The sequence below is a fragment of the Actinoplanes oryzae genome, from assembly GCF_030757795.1.
Lineage (GTDB): Bacteria > Actinomycetota > Actinomycetes > Mycobacteriales > Micromonosporaceae > Actinoplanes.
This window is the reverse complement of sequence record NZ_JAUQWH010000071.1, coordinates 1-16,708: the sequence shown is the minus strand read 5'-3', so window position 1 is coordinate 16,708 and position 16,708 is coordinate 1. Positions and strand designations below refer to the sequence as shown.

The 16,708-nt window shown below is 73.6% G+C and carries 14 protein-coding genes and 1 pseudogene; 8 read left to right on the top strand and 7 right to left on the bottom strand.

Going from position 1 to position 16,708, the window contains the following annotated elements; genetic code table 11:
* Positions 1 to 107 precede the first annotated feature (107 nt).
* A pseudogene (locus RBH18_RS22745) lies at positions 108 to 1,205 on the bottom strand (AAA family ATPase); the annotation flags it as partial.
* A gap of 474 nt (positions 1,206 to 1,679) precedes the next feature.
* Here RBH18_RS22745 and RBH18_RS22740 point away from each other — a divergent pair.
* The 4 genes from RBH18_RS22740 (at position 1,680) to RBH18_RS22725 (ending at position 4,667) form a co-directional block, all read left to right on the top strand.
* Positions 1,680 to 1,886: a hypothetical protein gene (locus tag RBH18_RS22740; RefSeq protein WP_306211003.1), complete on the top strand. Its 207-nt coding sequence runs from the start codon at positions 1,680 to 1,682 to the stop codon at positions 1,884 to 1,886.
* 208 nt (positions 1,887 to 2,094) lie between these two features.
* Positions 2,095 to 2,574, top strand: a complete 480-nt coding sequence (locus RBH18_RS22735; protein ID WP_306211039.1) for a PH domain-containing protein — start codon at positions 2,095 to 2,097, stop codon at positions 2,572 to 2,574.
* Positions 2,571 to 4,262, top strand: coding sequence for a PH domain-containing protein (locus RBH18_RS22730; protein ID WP_372338966.1), 1,692 nt, complete (start codon positions 2,571 to 2,573; stop codon positions 4,260 to 4,262). Before RBH18_RS22735 ends, RBH18_RS22730 begins: the two co-directional genes overlap by 4 nt.
* 9 nt (positions 4,263 to 4,271) lie before the next feature.
* A complete protein-coding gene (locus tag RBH18_RS22725) occupies positions 4,272 to 4,667 on the top strand; it encodes a thioesterase family protein (RefSeq protein WP_306211001.1) in 396 nt (131 codons plus the stop codon).
* Positions 4,668 to 4,718: 51 nt separating this feature from the next.
* Here the strand turns inward: RBH18_RS22725 and RBH18_RS22720 are convergent, their stop codons facing one another.
* Positions 4,719 to 5,657, bottom strand: coding sequence for a carbohydrate kinase family protein (locus RBH18_RS22720; RefSeq protein ID WP_306210999.1), 939 nt, complete (start codon positions 5,655 to 5,657; stop codon positions 4,719 to 4,721).
* Positions 5,658 to 5,721: 64 nt separating this feature from the next.
* Between RBH18_RS22720 and RBH18_RS22715 the strand changes: the two genes are divergently transcribed.
* Together RBH18_RS22715 and RBH18_RS22710 are read left to right on the top strand one after the other, a co-directional pair.
* Positions 5,722 to 6,414, top strand: a complete 693-nt coding sequence (locus tag RBH18_RS22715; RefSeq protein WP_306210997.1) for a superoxide dismutase family protein — start codon at positions 5,722 to 5,724, stop codon at positions 6,412 to 6,414.
* A gap of 107 nt (positions 6,415 to 6,521) precedes the next feature.
* Positions 6,522 to 7,973 carry an aminopeptidase P family protein gene (locus RBH18_RS22710; RefSeq protein ID WP_306210995.1) on the top strand — a complete coding sequence of 484 codons (1,452 nt, stop codon included), beginning with the start codon at positions 6,522 to 6,524 and terminating at the stop codon, positions 7,971 to 7,973.
* Between the two features lie 79 nt (positions 7,974 to 8,052).
* Here RBH18_RS22710 and RBH18_RS22705 read toward each other — a convergent pair whose 3' ends face one another.
* Positions 8,053 to 9,237, bottom strand: coding sequence for an FAD-dependent monooxygenase (locus RBH18_RS22705; protein ID WP_306210993.1), 1,185 nt, complete (start codon positions 9,235 to 9,237; stop codon positions 8,053 to 8,055).
* 58 nt (positions 9,238 to 9,295) lie between these two features.
* On the opposite strand from RBH18_RS22705, the gene RBH18_RS22700 reads away from it, so the two are divergent.
* Positions 9,296 to 9,823: a TetR/AcrR family transcriptional regulator gene (locus RBH18_RS22700; protein WP_306210991.1), complete on the top strand. Its 528-nt coding sequence runs from the start codon at positions 9,296 to 9,298 to the stop codon at positions 9,821 to 9,823.
* Positions 9,824 to 10,060: 237 nt separating this feature from the next.
* Positions 10,061 to 11,698: an NAD(P)/FAD-dependent oxidoreductase gene (locus RBH18_RS22695; RefSeq protein WP_306210989.1), complete on the top strand. Its 1,638-nt coding sequence runs from the start codon at positions 10,061 to 10,063 to the stop codon at positions 11,696 to 11,698.
* Here the strand turns inward: RBH18_RS22695 and RBH18_RS22690 are convergent.
* From RBH18_RS22690 to RBH18_RS22675, 4 genes are all read right to left on the bottom strand, one after another.
* Positions 11,688 to 12,185, bottom strand: coding sequence for a DUF6174 domain-containing protein (locus tag RBH18_RS22690; RefSeq protein WP_306210987.1), 498 nt, complete (start codon positions 12,183 to 12,185; stop codon positions 11,688 to 11,690). The genes RBH18_RS22695 and RBH18_RS22690 overlap by 11 nt on opposite strands.
* Positions 12,182 to 12,577: a VOC family protein gene (locus RBH18_RS22685; protein WP_306210985.1), complete on the bottom strand. Its 396-nt coding sequence runs from the start codon at positions 12,575 to 12,577 to the stop codon at positions 12,182 to 12,184. Before RBH18_RS22685 ends, RBH18_RS22690 begins: the two co-directional genes overlap by 4 nt.
* Before the next feature lie 185 nt (positions 12,578 to 12,762).
* Complete coding sequence (gene pulA, locus RBH18_RS22680; RefSeq protein ID WP_306211035.1) at positions 12,763 to 16,002, bottom strand: pullulanase-type alpha-1,6-glucosidase; 3,240 nt, start codon at positions 16,000 to 16,002, stop codon at positions 12,763 to 12,765.
* 92 nt (positions 16,003 to 16,094) lie between these two features.
* On the bottom strand, positions 16,095 to 16,708 hold a 614-nt coding region (locus tag RBH18_RS22675; RefSeq protein ID WP_306210983.1), incomplete at its 5' end, for a TetR/AcrR family transcriptional regulator.

Here is a 16,708-nt window from a genome sequence, read left to right as displayed (position 1 = left end):
TGCGGCTGGCCCGGGTGCTGACCGGCGCTCAGCGGCTGACCGTGGCCGACCGGCTGCCCGAACGGCGGCTGCGGGTGGCCGCCCTGGTGCGGCTGGCCCGGGTACGGCTGGCCGGGGTGGCCGCCGAACGGCGCCGGCACGCCCGAGACCTGCGCGGGCTGGCCGTTGGCCGTGTCCTGGCGGGCGGCGACCGAGGGCACCGGGACGCTGGCCATGATGCGGTTGACGATGTGGTCGGCGGGGATGTCGTCGGCCAGCGCGTCGTAGCTCAGCACGAGGCGGTGCCGGAGGATGTCCGGGGCGATGTCCTGAACGTCCTGGGGCAGCGCGTAGTCGCGGCCGCGGAGCAGCGCGAGGGCCCGCGTCGCGCGGACGATGCCGAGGGACGCGCGGGGGCTGGCACCGTACTGGATGAGCTGCGCCACGTCCGGCATGCCGTGCTGGGCCGGGGCGCGGGTGGCGAGCACCAGCCGCACCGTGTAGTCGACCAGCGCGTTGTGCACGAACACCTGGTCCGCGCGGCGCTGCAGGTTGAGCAGGTCCTCGGCCGTGAAGATCTGCTTGGGCTCGGGGGCGCTGATGCCCATCCGGTAGACGATCTCGCGCTCCTCGGCGTCGGTCGGATAGCCGACGACGATCTTCATGAGGAAGCGGTCGCGCTGGGCCTCGGGCAGCGGGTAGACGCCCTCCTGCTCGATCGGGTTCTGCGTGGCCATGACCAGGAAGGGGTCGGGCACGCGGTGGCTCTCGCCGCCGATCGACACCTGGTGCTCGGCCATGACCTCCAGCAGCGCCGACTGCACCTTGGCGGGCGCGCGGTTGATCTCGTCGGCGAGCAGGAAGTTGACGAAGACCGGGCCGAGCTCGACGTCGAACTTCTCGCTCGACTGGCGGTAGATCCGGGTGCCGACGATGTCCGCGGGCACCAGGTCGGGGGTGAACTGCACGCGGGAGAACGAGCCGCCCACCACCCGGGCCAGGGTCTCCACGGCCAGCGTCTTCGCGACACCGGGGACGCCCTCCAGCAGGCAGTGGCCGCGGGCGAGCAGCGCCACGAACATGCGCTCGACCATCCGATCCTGCCCGACGATCACCCGCTTGACCTCGAACATGGCCCGTTCGAGCTGCGTGGCGTCCTGCGCGGGCGGCACCGGCGCACCGGTGTCGGCGCTGGTCAGGCCCTCGGGCGTGGTCGGCTCGGCCACCGGTCCTCCAACAGCTGGTCTGCACTGTGCGGTCACGTCGGCAGGCACTCCGGCCCGGCCCGGCGCGGCGGCCGGGCGGGATCGGCGTGCGTGCCGACCCCCAAGACTTACACGACCGCGCTCGGAGTGGTCCGCCAGTGCCGCATTACGCGCCGACCCGGGCGGCGAACATGTCGATCTTTCTTCGCGATGAGCACGGACGGGCACCGCGGCGGGTGGACGCGACCCGCCGCCGCCCGTGTAGCATTCACCCCGTCGCCGGGCGACTTCCCCCGTGGTCGCCCGGCGCTCAAACACTCCCCCGGGCGAGCGCTTCCGCCCGGGCGCGGAGCAAGCCTTCCGACCTCATCGATCCGACCGGTGCAGCGGTGCGGGGTGGCCATCACGCCGGCGGAGCAGCCGTGCCGGGCGACCTCGGGCGCCGGCGGAGCAGCCGTGCCAGGTGGCCTCGGCGCCGGCGGATAGGGTTTGCGGGTGGATGAGGAAGTGGCGGTGCAGTGCTCCGCCAAGGGCTGCCGGGCGACCGCGGCGTGGGCGCTGCGGTGGAACAATCCCAAGCTGCACGACGCCGCGTACCGGAAAACCTGGCTGGCCTGTGACCAGCACCGCGAGCACCTGTCCGACTTCCTGGGCGCGCGGGGTTTCCTGCGCGAGGTGACCGCGTTTCCCGCCACCGCCTAGTCTTTCAGGGGTGAGCGAGCTTCCCGGCGTGAGCACGCCCGGCACCCCCCACCCGGCCGACGCGCCGCACCAGGCGCACACGCCGCCGACAAGCACGCCCGGCGCCTACGGCCCACCGCCCGCCGGGCCCGCCCCCTACGGACCTCCGCCGCACTACGGACCACCCCCGGGGTACGAGCCACCGCCCGGCTACGGCCCGCAGAGCGCCCTGGAACCCTGGCCCGACACCGTCCCGTGGCGGCCCGTCTCGCCGAGCCTGATCACTGTGGAGCTGATCAACCGGGCGATCTGGGTCGTCGTCGTGCTGGCGGGGCTCGGCGTCGGCTGGGCGCTGACCGGCTTCTGGCTGTGGCCGGTGCTCTTCGGGGCGGAGCTGGTCTTCGCGGTCTGGCGCTCGTGGGTGACCGTCCGGGCGGTGCGCGCCTGGGGCTACGCGGAGCGCGACAACGATCTCCTCGTCCGGCACGGCCTGGTGATCCGGCGGCTGTCCATCGTGCCGTACGCCCGGATGCAGTTCGTCGACGTGACCGCCGGACCGCTGGAGCGCGCGTTCAAGCTGGCCACCGTCCAGTTGCACACGGCCGCGGCGGCGAGCGACGCGAAGATCCCCGGCCTGCCGCCCGAGGAGGCCGCCCGGCTGCGCGACCGGTTGACCGCGCTGGGCGAGGACCGGGCCGAGGGCCTGTGACCGCCGCCGACGCCCGCCGGGACGAGACCGCCGACCCGGCCCCCGACACGCCCGGCGCCCCGGCCGCCGGCCGGCCCGGCGGCGACGAAGCAACCGGCGCCCGCGAGGGAGAAGCCAGCCGAGAGGGGGCAGCCGGCCGGGAGGGCCTGGGCGCCCGGGAGGAGCCGGGCACCCGGGAGGAGCCGGGCCCCCGGGAGGAGCCGGGCACCCGGGAGGAGCCGGGCACCCGGGAGGAGCCGGGCCCCCGGGAGGAGCCGCGCCGCCGGCTGCACCCGCTGAGCCCGCTGCTCAACGGCGCGAAGTCGATCGCCGTCATCGTCGCCGCGCTCAGCTGGCAGACGCTGTCGCAGGTGGGCCTCGAGGTGTTCGCGCTGGTGGTGGGCGCGATCGCGGTCGGCGTGGTGATCTTCTCGCTGATCGGATGGCTCAACACCGGCTACCACGTGGTGAACAGGGAGCTGCGCATCCAGGACGGGCTGCTGTGGCGCCGCAACCGGGCGATCCCGCTCGACCGGCTGCAGTCCGTGGAGGTGCGCCGCCCGCTGCTGGCACAGTTGACGGGCCTGGCCGAGCTGCGGCTCGAGGTGGTCGGCGGCGGGAAGACGGAGGCGCCGCTCGCGTACCTGACGGTCAGGGACGCCGTGGCGCTGCGCGCCCGCCTGCTGGCCCTTGCCGGGCGCGCGCCGGGTGAGAGCCGGACCGCCCAGCAACACGCGGACCATCCCGGGCATGTCGTCGAGGAGCCCGAACGGCCGATCTTCCGGGTCGTCAACCGGGACCTCGTGGTCAGTCAGCTGCTCACACCGCAGGCGTTCTTCCTGCCGGTCGGCGTCGCGTTCGTGGTGATGCAGTTCGTGCTCGAGGGCTCGTGGACGTTCATCGGCATCGCGAGCACGGTGACGGCGATGGCGGGTGTGCTGCTCCAGCCCGTACGCCGGGTGCTGCGCGACTGGAACTTCCGGCTCTCCCGCGACACCGCCGGGCGGCTGGGCGTGCGGTACGGCCTGCTGGAGACGCGGAGTCAGGTCGTCCCGCTGAACAGGGTGCAGACGATCGGGGTGACGTGGCCGTTCCTGTGGCGGCTGCAGGGCTGGCTACGCTTGCGGCTGGACATCGCCGGGATCGCGGCGCCGGGAGGCGACACCGACAACAGCGCGGACAGTCTGCTGCCGGTCGGGGTGTTCGAGGCCGGCCGGCTGCTGGTGTGGGAGGTGCTGCCCGGCGTCGACCTGGGCGCGCTGCCCACGGTGCCGGCGCCGCGGCGGGCGCGCTGGCTGCAGCCCATCGGCTGGCGGGGGCTGGGGATCGCGCTGGCGGGCGAGGTGTTCGTGTCCCGGTCGGGGGTGGTCACCCGCCAGATGACCCTGGTCCCGTACGCCCGCATGCAGAGCGTCCGCGTCCTCCGCGGCCCGATCCAGCGGCTCCTGGGTCTCGCCACCGTCTACGCCGACACCGCCGGAGGCCGCGCCGCCGTCGCCAAGGACCGGGATCTCGCCGAGGCCTACTGGCTGGCCATCCAGCTCGCCGAGCGCGCCCGCCTGGCCCGCAGCCCCCGCCCCCTCGCGACGTCCACCGTGGCCGCGGCCGGGGGTCACGCAGTGGCCGCGGCCGGGGAGGCGGCCGGGGAGGCACCAGCGGGTCACGCACCGGCGGGTGACGCGGGACGGCAGCGGCCTGATCGGTCCTAAGCTGACGGTATGGACCTTCCGGAGTTCGCTCCCGGGCCCGGCGCCCGGGTGGAGCTGACCGTCACCGACGCCGACACCGCCCAGGCGCTCGGCTCCGGGGACGTGCCGGTGCTGGGCACGCCGCGGGTGCTGGCGCTCGCGGAGACCGCGACCGTGGCGACGACCGCGCGGCAGCTGCCCGCCGGGGTCACCACCGTGGGGACGCGGGCCGAGGTCGAGCACCGCGCCGCCAGCCCGGTCGGCCGGCGCGTCACCGCCCAGGCGACGCTGGTGAAGGTGGACGGGCGCCGGCTGTTCTTCGACGTCGAGGTCCGGGACGGCGAGACCGTGGTGGCCGAGGTGCGCGTGGAGCGCACCCTCGTCGACCGCCAGCGCTTCATCGAGCGGGCCCTCGACAACGCGTGAGGCCGCAGCGGGCGGGTCCCCGCCGGCTGCCGCTCAGGGCGGTGCGCCCGGTCAGATCAGCGCGCCCCACCGGGCGGTCAGCTCGGCCGGTGTCGGCATCGCCACGGCGCCGCCCGGGCGCTCGCAGACCAGGCCGGCCACGGCGAGCGCGAAGGTCACGTACTGCTGCCAGCCGGCCAGGTCCTCCGGAACGCCGCCGGCGAGCAGGCGGCTGACCAGGGCCGCCATCACCGAGTCGCCCGCGCCCGTGGCGTCGATCGCGTGGACCGACGGCGCCGGGAGCGTGGTCGCGCCCGCGGGGGTGGCGACGTGGGCACCCTGGGCGCCGCAGGTGACGACGACGGCCTTGGCGCCCAGTCCGAGGATGCGCTGGGCGGCGGCCTCGGGGCCGGCCTTGTCCCACAGGACCTCGGCGTCGGCGGAGCTGAGCTTCACGAGGTCGGCCGTGGCGAAATAACCCTCGACGAGGTCGCGCAGGGACGTCACCGCGGCGGCGTCGGGGAGCAGCTTCGGGCGTACGTTGGGATCGAAGACCTTGATCGGACCTGCCACGGACCAGGCGGCGCGGGCGGCGCTCTGGAAGGGCTCGCGCATGAGGCTGATCGAGCCGGCGTAGACCACGTCGGCGCCGGCGACGCGGTCGGTGGTGACGTCCTCCGGGCGGACCAGCGAGTAGGACGGCGGCTCGCCGTAGAACTGGAACGTCGGCTCCGCGCCCTCGAAGGTGGTCACGGCGAGCGTGGTCGGCACCGGGACGCGGACGGTCGCGTCCATGCCGACGCCGACCTGGCGCAGGAAGGCGGCGATGCGGTCGCCGAGGGTGTCGTTGCCGAGCGAGCCGACGTAGTCGACCCGGCCGCCGAGGCGCGTGACGCCGACGGCGACGTTGAGCGGGGCGCCGCCGATCGCCTGCCGATAGATCAGCTCGCCGTCCCGCTCGGTCTCCAGCAGGTCGACGAGTGCCTCGCCGAGCACGACCGCGTACCCCATGCCGATCCCCTCCGGTCCTCTCCGCGCCGCCGGCAGGCGGCGCGAGAAAGCTAACACTCCCCGGATGCTCGCCCGGCCGGTGATCCACTGGAAGAATCCGGACATGAAGCGCGCCGCCGGACTTATCGCCCTGACCGCCAGCCTCGCGGGTTGCGCCCCGACCGCGCAGAGCCCGCGCACCGAGCCGCAGCCCCCGCCGGCCGCCACGCCGTGGATCGTCACGGGGGCGCCCGCGGCGGTGGTCACGAGCGCCAGCCCCTCGGGCCCGGCACCCGACGCCGTGCGGACCTATGCCGGCACCTTTCAGCCCGAGGGCAAGGCCATTCAAGCCATCACGTACGACACCACGATCGTCCCCTCCGGCGCCACCGCCAAGGTCGAGCTCGCCGCCGTCACTCCCGGCCTCATGATCGGCCTCACGGTCACGGGCATGGTGCCGCGGCGCAGTTACGGCGCCCACCTGCACACCCAGCCGTGCACGACCGAGCCGGACGACGCCGGGCCCCACTATCAGCACCAGGCGGACCCGTCGAAACCCTCGGTCGACCCCTCGTACGCCAACCCGCGCAACGAGGTCTGGCTCGACTTCACGGCCGACGAGCGTGGCGGTGGTCACTCGATGGCGCGGCAGGAATGGGTGTTCGACCCCGCCCGGCCGCCGCGGTCGCTGGTGGTGCACGAGAAGTCCACACGTACGGGTGCGGGAAAGGCCGGAACGGCAGGCGCCCGAGTGGCCTGCCTCACCCTGGCGGCCTGACCTGCGGGGCCGGCCCGGACGCCCAGCCCCCGAGCGAATAGTTGATCTTTGGGCGCCACGCGCCGAGGCGGTAACGTCAGGGGCGGCACAACGAGGGAGGGCCCACCATGGCGGAGCAGGCGAGGACCGAGTCGCACGACCCGGACTTCCCGGAGGCGTATCTGCAGTTCATGCGCACCGGCTGGCGCAACGACGCGCTCGAGGTCACCGCGCGCCCCGAGGCCCCTAACTACGCGAAGCGGCGGGCCGAGCTCTCGGCCGCGTTCCCGGGCGAGACGCTGGTCATCCCGACCGGCCGGGAAAAGGTCCGCGCCAACGACACGGATTACCACTTCCGGCCGGGCAGCGACTACGTCTATCTGACCGGCGACGCCGACCCCGACGGCGTGCTCATCATGCGGCCGAGCGGCTCGGGCCACGACGCGGTCGTCTACACGCACGACCGCAACTCCAAGGAGACCGACGCGTTCTTCCGCAGCCGCAACGGCGAGCTGTGGGTCGGCCGCCGGCACACCCTCGGGGAGCGCTCGGCCGAGCTGGGCATCGAGACCCGGCCCTACGAGCAGCTGGGCCACGCCCTCGCCGACCTCGCCCCCTCGCGCACCCGGGTGCTGCGCGGGCTCGACGCCGCCGTCGACCGGGCGATCCTGGGCTACGACCCCGACCCGCAGGTGCGCCGCGACCGCGCCCTGGCCATCGCGATCTCCGAGCTCAAGCTGATCAAGGACGAGTGGGAGATCGCCCAGCTGCAGGACGCGATCGACGCCACCGTGCGCGGCTTCGAGGACGTCGCCCGGGTGCTGCCCGCCGACCGCAGCGTCAAGGAGCGCCTGCTGGAGGGCGTCTTCGGCCTGCGCGCCCGGCACGACGGCAACGACGTGGGCTACAGCAGCATCGTGGGCGGCGGCCCGCACGCGACGATCCTGCACTGGGTGCGCAACACCGGCGTCACCACGCCCGGCGAGCTGCTGCTCATGGACATGGGCGTCGAGGGCACCTCGTTCTACACGGCCGACGTGACCCGCACGGTCCCGGTCAACGGCACGTTCAGCCCGCTGCAGCGGCAGGTCTACGACATCGTGCACGCCTCGCAGCAGGCCGGCATGGAGGTCATCAAGCCCGGCGTGCCCTACTCGGAGATCCACAAGACCTGCATGCACGTGCTGGCGGAGGGCCTCGACGCCCTGGGCCTGCTCCCGGTCAGCGTGGACGAGGCCGTCTCCGAGCAGTCCACCGTCTACCGCCGGTGGACCCTGCACGGCGCCGGCCATATGCTCGGCATCGACGTCCACGACTGCTCCAACGCCCGCAAGGAGCAGTACCGCGACGGCGACCTGCGCGAGGGCATGGTCCTCACGGTCGAGCCGGGCCTCTACTTCCAGCCCGAGGACGAGCTGGTCCCCGAGGAGCTGCGCGGCATCGGCGTCCGCATCGAGGACGACATCCTCGTGACCGCCGACGGCTACCGCAACATGTCGGCCGGCCTGCCGCGCTCCTCCGCCGACGTCGAGGCCTGGCTCGCCTCCCAGCGCGAGGCGGGCCCCCGCCTCCCGGAGTGACATCGGCTCAGCCTCTCGGAGTCACCCCGGCTCGGTCGGCCGGGGTGACCCGGCCCAGCCTCCCGGGGCGGATTCCGGCTCAGTAGTCCGGCAGGTCGATGGCGGTGTAGGCGGGTCGGCGCTCGAGCCGGCCCGCGAGGCCCAGCCGGGCCAGCAGGGGCATCAGGCGCAGGGCCCGGTTGCGCGCCCACAGCTGGGCCCGGGTGCGCGGCGCCACCGTCGCCGAGCCCTTGCCGGCCAGCTCCTGGTTCTGGCGGACGAAGTCGCGCATCACCCGCTCGTAGCCCGCGTACCCCGCGACGTGGTCGCCGCCGGCCCGGGCCAGCTCGCCCGCGAGGACGTAGGCCCCGACGAGCGCGAGGCTCGTGCCCTGGCCGGAGAGGAACGACGGCGCGTAGGCGGCGTCGCCCACCACGGCGACCCGGCCCGCGCTCCAGCCGGGCATCCGGATCTGGCCGACCATGTCGTAGTACAGGTCGTCGGCGGTCCGCAGCGCCGCCAGCACGCGCGGCGCCTCACCGCCGAAGTCCGCCAGCCGCGAGGCCACCATCGCGCGCAGGTCGCCGGGCGTCCACCCGCGCGGCGGCTGCGGCCCCGCGAAGCCGGCCAGGGCGTGCACCCACGGCTGGTCCCGGACGGCGTAAAGCGCCAGCCCCCGCCCGACCTCGGTCTGCAGCACGACCTCGTACGCGAGCCCGCCCGCGTTCGGCACGGTGAAGCCCCCGAAACACAGCCCCAGGTAGTGGAAGTAGTCCTCCTCGGGCCCGAAGGCGAGCCCGCGGGTCAGCGAGTGCACGCCGTCCGCCCCGACGACGAGATCCACTGTGCGCGGCGCACCCTGCTCGAACGTCAGCCGCACTCCCCCGGCGTCCTGCTCGAGCGTCCGGATCGAGTCGCCGAAGACGTAGCCGACGCGGTCCTTGGTGGCCGCGTAGAGCAGGGACGCCAGGCCGCCCCGGGGCACTTCGAGGTGCCGGTCGTCCCCGCTGCCGGCGAGGAGGTCCGCGTCGAGCGCCGCGATCTTGCGACCGCGCCGGTCGTACGCCGTGATGGTCCGCGTGTCGATGTGGGCCGCCCGCAGCTCGGGCAGCAGCCCCATGCGCCCGGCCACGTCGACGGCCGGGCCCCGCAGGTCGATCGGATAGCCCCCGCCCCGGACCTCGGGCGCCTTCTCCACCACCGTCACCTCGAACCCGTGCCGGTGGAGCCAGTACGCAAGCGCGGGGCCGGCGACGCTCGCCCCGGAGATCAGCACTGTCCTCATGCGACCCATGGTTACTTACCGGTCGGCAGGTAAGCAAGGTCATGTCTACGATTGGCACATGCCGCGTACGAATGCCGACACCCGCGAACAGGCCCGCGCCGTGGCGGAGGAGCTCTTCACCACCCAGGGCTTCGAGCGGACCAGCCTGAGCGAGATCGCGGGCCGGCTCGGCATCAGCAAGGCGGCGCTCTACTACCACTTCAAGTCCAAGACCGACCTGCTGCGCAGCCTCGTGGAGCCGATGGCGACCGACCTCGAGCAGTTCCTGACGACCATGCCGGCGGAGCCGCGCGCACTGCTCGAGGCCTATTTCGACCTCTGCTGCAAGCACCGCCGGCTGCTGCTCGGCCTGCTGCGCGACGTGGGCGCCCTGAACGCGCTCGAGTTCTACGACGCGGCGGTCAACTGGCGCACCCGGATCGACGCCGTGCTGACCGGCATCAACCCGGCCGACCGCGTCCGCGCCGTCGTCGCCCTCGGCGGCCTGCAGGACACCGTGATCCTCTTCGCCGACGAGCCGGAGCTGACGACCACCCTCCGCGAGCAGGCCGTCGCCGCCGCCCTCCGAGCGCTCACCCCCGCCTGACGAAGAGCCGGCCCCCCCGAGCACTCACCCCCGCCTGACGAAGAGCAGGCGGGCAGCAAGCCCGCCCGCCCGGCGAGGAGCAAGCGAAAGCAGGCCGGCCCGGCGGGAGCCACCCGGACCGGCCGGGAATTGTGCCAAGTCCACGCACGGGGCAGCGCCCCCGACTGTCCACAGTGACAATGAGAACTGTTCACGATCGATCGATGGGGAGCAGCAGCGCCGCACCGGGGGGAAGACATGGACATCAACGTCGAAGTGACCGTCCTCGGCAGCGGCATCGGCGGCAGCACCGTCGCCGCGATCCTCGCCCGGCAGGGCATCCCGGTGGCGCTGGTCGACGGCGCCCGGCACCCGCGCTTCGCGCTCGGCGAGTCGACCATCGGCGAGACGTCGTTCCTGATGCGCCTGCTCGCCGCCCGCTACGACGTGCCGGAGCTGGCGCAGATGTCGACCTCCGCGGGCATCCGGGCGCACGCGAGCAGGCGCTGCGGCATCAAGACCAATTTCGGCTTCGTCCATCACCGCCCGGACGTCGAGCACGACCCGTACGAGGTCACCCAGTGCAGCGTCTCGGAGGGCCCCTTCGGCCCGGAGTCGCACCTGATGCGCGCCGACATCGACCAGTACCTGTTCCGAGCGGCGGTCGGCTACGGCGCCGTGGCCCGGGAAGGCGTGCGCGTCTCCGATGTGGACATCACCGCCGGCCACGCGATCGTGCACCTCTCCTCCGGCGAGGCGATCCGCAGCGAGTACGTGATCGATGCCACCGGGCGGACGTCGGTGCTCGCGAACGCGTACGGGCTGCGCGAGGAGCCGTGCCGGTTCCGCACCGACTCGCGGACCATCTTCACGCACATGCGCGGGGTGCGCCCGTACGACAGCGTGGAGGAGTCGAGCGGCCAGCCGAACCTGTGGCACCAGGGCACGCTGCATCACCTGTTCGACGGCGGCTGGATGTGGGTCATCCCGTTCGACAACCACGCGGAGAGCGAGTCCGATCTGGTCAGCGTCGGACTCAACCTTGACTCGGCCCGGTTCCCCCGGGTCGAGGGCGTGCCGCCGCAGCAGGAGTGGGACCAGTTCCTCGCGCGATATCCGTCGATCAGGCGCCAGTTCGCGGACGCCTCGGTGGCGTTCCCGTGGGTGTCGACCGGGCGCACCCAGTTCTCGTCGCGGCAGACCGTCGGCGACCGCTGGATCCTGATGAGCCACGCGGCCGGGGCGATCGACGCGCTGTTCAGCCGGGGCATGGCGAACACGATGGCGGTGATCGAGGCCTTCGTGCCCACCTATCTGGCGGCCCGGGCGGAGGGCGACTTCTCGGCGGCCCGGTTCGCGCACCTCGACGTGCTCAGCCAGAACATCCTCGACAACAACGACAAGCTGATCGCCGGCTCGTACATCGCCTTCCGCGACTTCGACCTGTGGCGGGCCTGGTCGAAGATGTGGTACCTCGCCTGGAACCTCGGCGTCATCCGGGTCGCGGGCAGCTACTACCGGTTCCTGGAGACGGCCGACCCCGAGGTGCCGGCCCGGCTGCATCAGGGGCCGGTGCCGGGCTCGTTCTGCCCCGAGCTGCCGGGCGCGCAACGCCAGTTCGAGGACTGCTTCGCCGTCATGGAACGCGTCCGGCTGGGCACGCTGAGCCCGGCGGAGGCCGTCCCGGTGCTGGCCTCCCTGCTGGGCGACGGCGAGGCCTCCCCCGCACCGCTCAACCTCCACGACGTGCTGCGCCGCTGGCACGACGGCTCGCTGGAGACCCAGAAGCTGCTGTACGACTGGGGCCGCACCGCGGCGCCGGCCGCCCTCCGCCCCTACTTCGACTACGACCGCGCCACGATCGCGAAGGCCGCGGAGGCGGTGCTCACCGCGTAGGCGTGTACGCGAGGATCCGGAAGCAGGTGTTGTCGTCGTTCGTGCCCGACTCTGACACGTCGAAGGAGATCAGCACGGGGTGGCCGTCGCTCGCGTCCGAGCTGACGGCCATCTGTCCCCCGTCGTCGGCCGCCGTCCGCGCCAGCTCCAGCAAGCCGCCCAGCGTCGGCGGGTCGATCTCCTCCTCGCCGGTGGTGGCCTGCCCGCCGGTGCGCCGCACGTCCGCGACCTCGCCCCCGGCGACGGTCACCTCGTACGTGCCGAGCGAGGGCTTGCCGTCACACCGGCGCTCCACCGTGTACGCGTAGTCGGCCGGCTCGCGCCACGCCGGCGGCGACCCGGCCGCCGTGGAGGGCAGGGCTGCGGCGGAGGGCCCGGGCTGCGGCTCGGGCTCGGCGTCCTTGGACGTGCACCCGGCGGCGAGTGCCAGCAGCACCGCCCCGCCCGCGATCGCCCCGGCCCGGGCCGGGAGAGAGCGAGATGTCATGCGCCGGCCGCCATCTCGGCTTCGCCGCGCAGGATGCAGAACTCGTTGCCCTCCGGATCGGCCAGCACGACCCACCCCGTGCCGTCCGGCCGGCGCAGGTCGCTCACCTCGGCCGCCCCCAGCCCGACGAGCCGCGCCAGCTCCTCGTCGCGGGACCCCTCGACCGGCCTCAGGTCGAAGTGAATGCGGTTCTTCGTCGCCGGCTTCGGCTCCGGCACCTCGATGAAGAGCACCTTGTGCCGCCCGTCCCGCGACAGGATCATGCACTCCTCGTGGCCCGGCAGGTTCGGGTCCTCCGGGTCGTCGGTCCAGTCCAGCACCGTCTGCCACCAGCGCGACAGCTCGTACGCGTTGATGCAGTCGACGGTCGTGTGCGAAATGAAAGCAGTCACCGGCGCTCGCCCTCCTCGGTGGTGAATGTGCGAAGCCCCCGGCGATGGTAGTGGGGCGGCGCGCCCGGGCGGTCCACCGAGAACGTGTGGAGGCGCCGCGCTCAGTCCAGGGCTCCGGTGGCCCAGCGGGCCAGGACCTGTAACACCGGCGCCCGCCGGGCCACGATCTCGCGCACGGCGGCGACCTAGGAAAGCCCGGCGACGTAGACGGCGACGGAGCGTGGCGGGACGGTCAGCGTGCCCGTGGCGGTGTCCGCGGTGGCCGTCCGCAGCAGGGGGTCCGCCGACGCGAGCAGCTCAGGGTGCAGGGTCAGCTCGACCCCCGCCAGGGCCGGCACGGTCTGAGCGGTGGTCTCGGGCGTCGCGTTGAAGACGGTGACCACGGTGGACCAGCGCGGGTCCAGCCCGGTCCCGTCGAGGCACATCACGAGGACGCCGGGGGTCTCGGCCGGGCCGCCGAGCGGGAAGGTCAGGCGGCGCTGGACCTCCTCGGCCGTCGGGAGGCCGAAGACCGGGGTCGAGCGGCGGATGCGCAGCAGCTCGGCGAAGCGGGCGGAGGCCATCTCGATCACCTCGGCGGGCGGCACCAGCGACGGCTCGGCCAGCAGCGGGCGCGCGAACTCCCACTGCGACGCGTTGTCGGGGTGGGGCGGCAGGCCGAGGCCGAAGCCGTTGCCCGTCGCGGGGTCCCAGCGGATCTGGTTGAACCAGTCGCCCGAGTTGTAGGAGTTGCGGTCCAGCGACTTGGAGCGCAGCCGCTCGCTGCCCAGGGCGAAGAAGCCGGTGCCCTGCCCGAGGGTCACGAACGACAGGGCGAGGAGCTGCATCCGGGCGCGGTCGAGGATCGGGGTGTCGCGCGGGAGCTTGAAGGCCAGCGCGTCGTAGAGGATCTCGTTGTCGTGGGCGTCGACGTAGGTCACGCACTCGCCCGGCGCGGCCGTGTAGCCGCTGGGCGAGCCGTGGTAGTCGATCTGCGCGCCGGACATCTCGGCGCCGGTGGAGGTGACGAAGCGGTAGGACGCGAGGGCGCCGGACAGGCCGACCTTGAGCCGGTCGTGCACGGCGAGCGGGGTCGCGGAGCCGAGGCCGCTCGCGAAGCCGCGCACCGTCGGGTCGCCGTGCGCGCCGCCGCCCCGGACGGCGTCACGGAGCCGGTCGTCGAAGGTGCCGACGCCCGTCCCGGCCAGATGCACCTGGGTCGCCTGGGTGAAGCGGGCGTCGTACGCCACCTCGCCGAAGTTCCAGCCCTCCCCGTAGAGGTGCACGCCGGCGCCCACCGCCCGCTGGACGTCGAGGATGTTGGCGCGCGGGTGGTGGCCCATGAGGTCGAAGCGGAAGCCGTCGATCCTGTACTCCCGGGCCCAGGTGACCACCGAGTCGACGACGAGCCGGCCCATCATCAGGTGCTCGGTGGCGGTGTTGGAGCAGCACGTCGACTCGGCGACCGTGCCGTCGGCGAGCAGCCGGTGGTAGTAGCCGGGCACGATCCGGTCGAGCACGCTGAAGGGGGCGAGCCCGTCGGCCATCGTGTGGTTGTAGACGACGTCCATGACCACGCCCAGCCCGGCGGCGTGCAGGGCGGCCACCATCCGGCGGAACTCGAGCACCCGGGCGCTGCCGGTCGGCTCGGTCGCGTAGCTGCCCTCGGGGGCCGTGTAGTGCAGCGGGTCGTAGCCCCAGTTGAACCCGTCGCGGTCGGCTACGGCCATGACGGCCCGCTGCGGCTCCGGCGAGTCGGGGGGAAAGGACGACAGGGCACACAGGGGGCTGGCCTGATCGGCGTGCCGCTCGGGCACGCTCGCGAAGTCGAAGGCCGGCAGCAGGTGCACGTGGGTCAGCCCGGACTCGGCGAGCATCCGCAGGTGCCGCATCCCGGCCGAGTCGTCGTCGGCGAAGGCGAGGAAGGTGCCCCGGTGCGCCTCGGGCACGGTCTGGTCGGCGATCGAGAAGTCCCGGACATGCACCTCGGCGACCTGCATCCGGGCGGGCGGCACGGGCGCGGGGCGGGCGGCGTCGTCCCAGCCGGGCGGCTTGAGCGCGGGGTCGCCGAGGTCGACGAGCTGGGTGTGGGTCGAGTCGGCCGCCAGCGACAGCGAGTAGGGATCGGTGACCACGCTGGTGACGATGCGCTGCGCGGCGGGGTGCCACACCTCGACGCGGTAGCGGTAGAAGCGCCCGAGCCACTTCGGCTTGATCGGCACGCTCCACACGCCGGTGGCCGCGTCGCGCTCCATCGGCAGCTCTTTGGGCTTCTCGTCGGCCGGGGTGCGGGACAGCTCGAGCACCACGCCGCGCGCGGTCGGCGCCCACACCGACAGCGTGCCGTCCACCAGGCCCAGCGGGGCGCCGGCCGCCTCCGCGTAGAGATCGTCGAGCACGCCGGGCAGCTGGACGGCGGTCAGCGCCGCGAGCCGCCCGCCCTGGTCGCGGCCGGCGACCAGCAGCTGCCCGCGCAGCAGATAGGCCAGCGCGGCGTCGCCCAGCTCCGGCACGGCGAACGCCTTGTAAGCCCGCAGGTGCGGGAACTGCCGGCTCTGCGCCTGGAACAGCCCGCCGGGCCGGGGCGTGAGCGGCAGCGTCGTCCGCTCGCCGGCCAGCTCGTCGCCGGCGCGGCGCAGGTCCCCGCCCGGCGCCCCGACCAGCGCGAACGTGACGCCCCGCTCCGCCAGCCAGGCCGGCAGCGCGACCGTGGTGCGGTCGACGAACACCGCGAGGGCCCGGGCCGGGTCGAGCTCCGGGCCCAGCGAGCGCAGATCGGGGCGGACGGGCGCCGCGGTGCCCGCCTCCAGCCACACCTCGCGGGCGACGGTGAGGTCGAGCCGCTGGTCGTCGGGCAGGTCCTTCGCGTCGCCGCGATGGATCACATAACGCACTCCGGCGGCGTCGGGCCGCACCGGCACCCGGAAGACCGCGCCGAACGTGTCGAACGCGGCCGGCGCTATGGGCGCACCCCAGATCGGTTTGGCCGGCGTGCCCTCCCAGGCGTGCACGCCCCACCCGGAGTAGTCCAGATCGGGCCGGCGGTAGTGCAGCACCACGTGGTCGTCGCCGGGTGGGACCGGGGCGGGGAAGCCGGCCGCCGCCGCCGACGGATAGATCTGCGGGTCGCCCGGCAGCAGCCAGATCTCGGGCGTGACGCGCGGGTCGACGTGCCTGTCCTCGGCGACATCCTTGCCCCACGCGCTGTCGACCACGAGGAAGCCGACGTCGCGTGCGCCGTCGGCGAGCCGCACCCAGGCGAACCGGCCGAAGGCGTCCTCGCCCGCGAACGGGTGGCCGGCCGCGTAGTCCGTCTCCGCGCCGGGCGCGATGTCGCCCCACGCATGCAACGACCAGCCGGTGTAGCTGTCGTCGTCGCGCCGGTAGTGCACGACGAGCCACTCCGGCCGGCTCAGCTCGGTCAGAACGGACTCGGTGATCTCCATCGTGCTCACCCGCCCATGATGGCACCGGGGTCCGGCACTTTCCCGCGAGCGAGGGCTGTCGGGCGCATTTTCACAACGGCCGCTGACATCTGTCACCCGGCGGCGCGGTCCAGCCATTGCAGCAGCAGGGCGCGCTCCGCCTCGGTGAGCGTGCCGAGCTGGGGGACGACCGTGCGGAAGGCGACGACCGCGGCGGTCGGGCCGGCCGGGTCAAGGGCGGGCTCGTCGGTCAGGATGGCGCGCGTGACCGCGTCGTAGACGGCGTCGGTGAGCCGGCTGTCGCGCTCCTCCGGCGCGGTGGCGAGCAGGATGAGGATCGCGCCCGTGCCGGCGGCCTGGATCATCTCGACCGCGCGCCGCTCGCTGACCCGCAGCCGGCCGGCCGCGGCGATGCGGTGGATCTTGTCGCGCAGGACCTGCGTGCCCGCCTGGAACGCGGGCGAGCGCGAGCCGCGCGACACATCCGTGAGCAGTCCGTAGACCCCCGGGTTCGCCAGGGCGAAACCGATGTTGGTCTCCCAGCCCGCCCGCAGGTCCGCGACCGGGTCGTCGGCGCGCGGAGCCTGCTGCTTCCCGGCGACATAGGTGGCGAAGACATGCTCGGCCACCGCGTCCAGCAGCGCGTCCTTGTCCTCGAAGAGCCGGTAGATCGCCGGCGGCTGCAACGCCGCGGCCTGCGCCACCGCGCGGGTCGTCACCGCGGCGG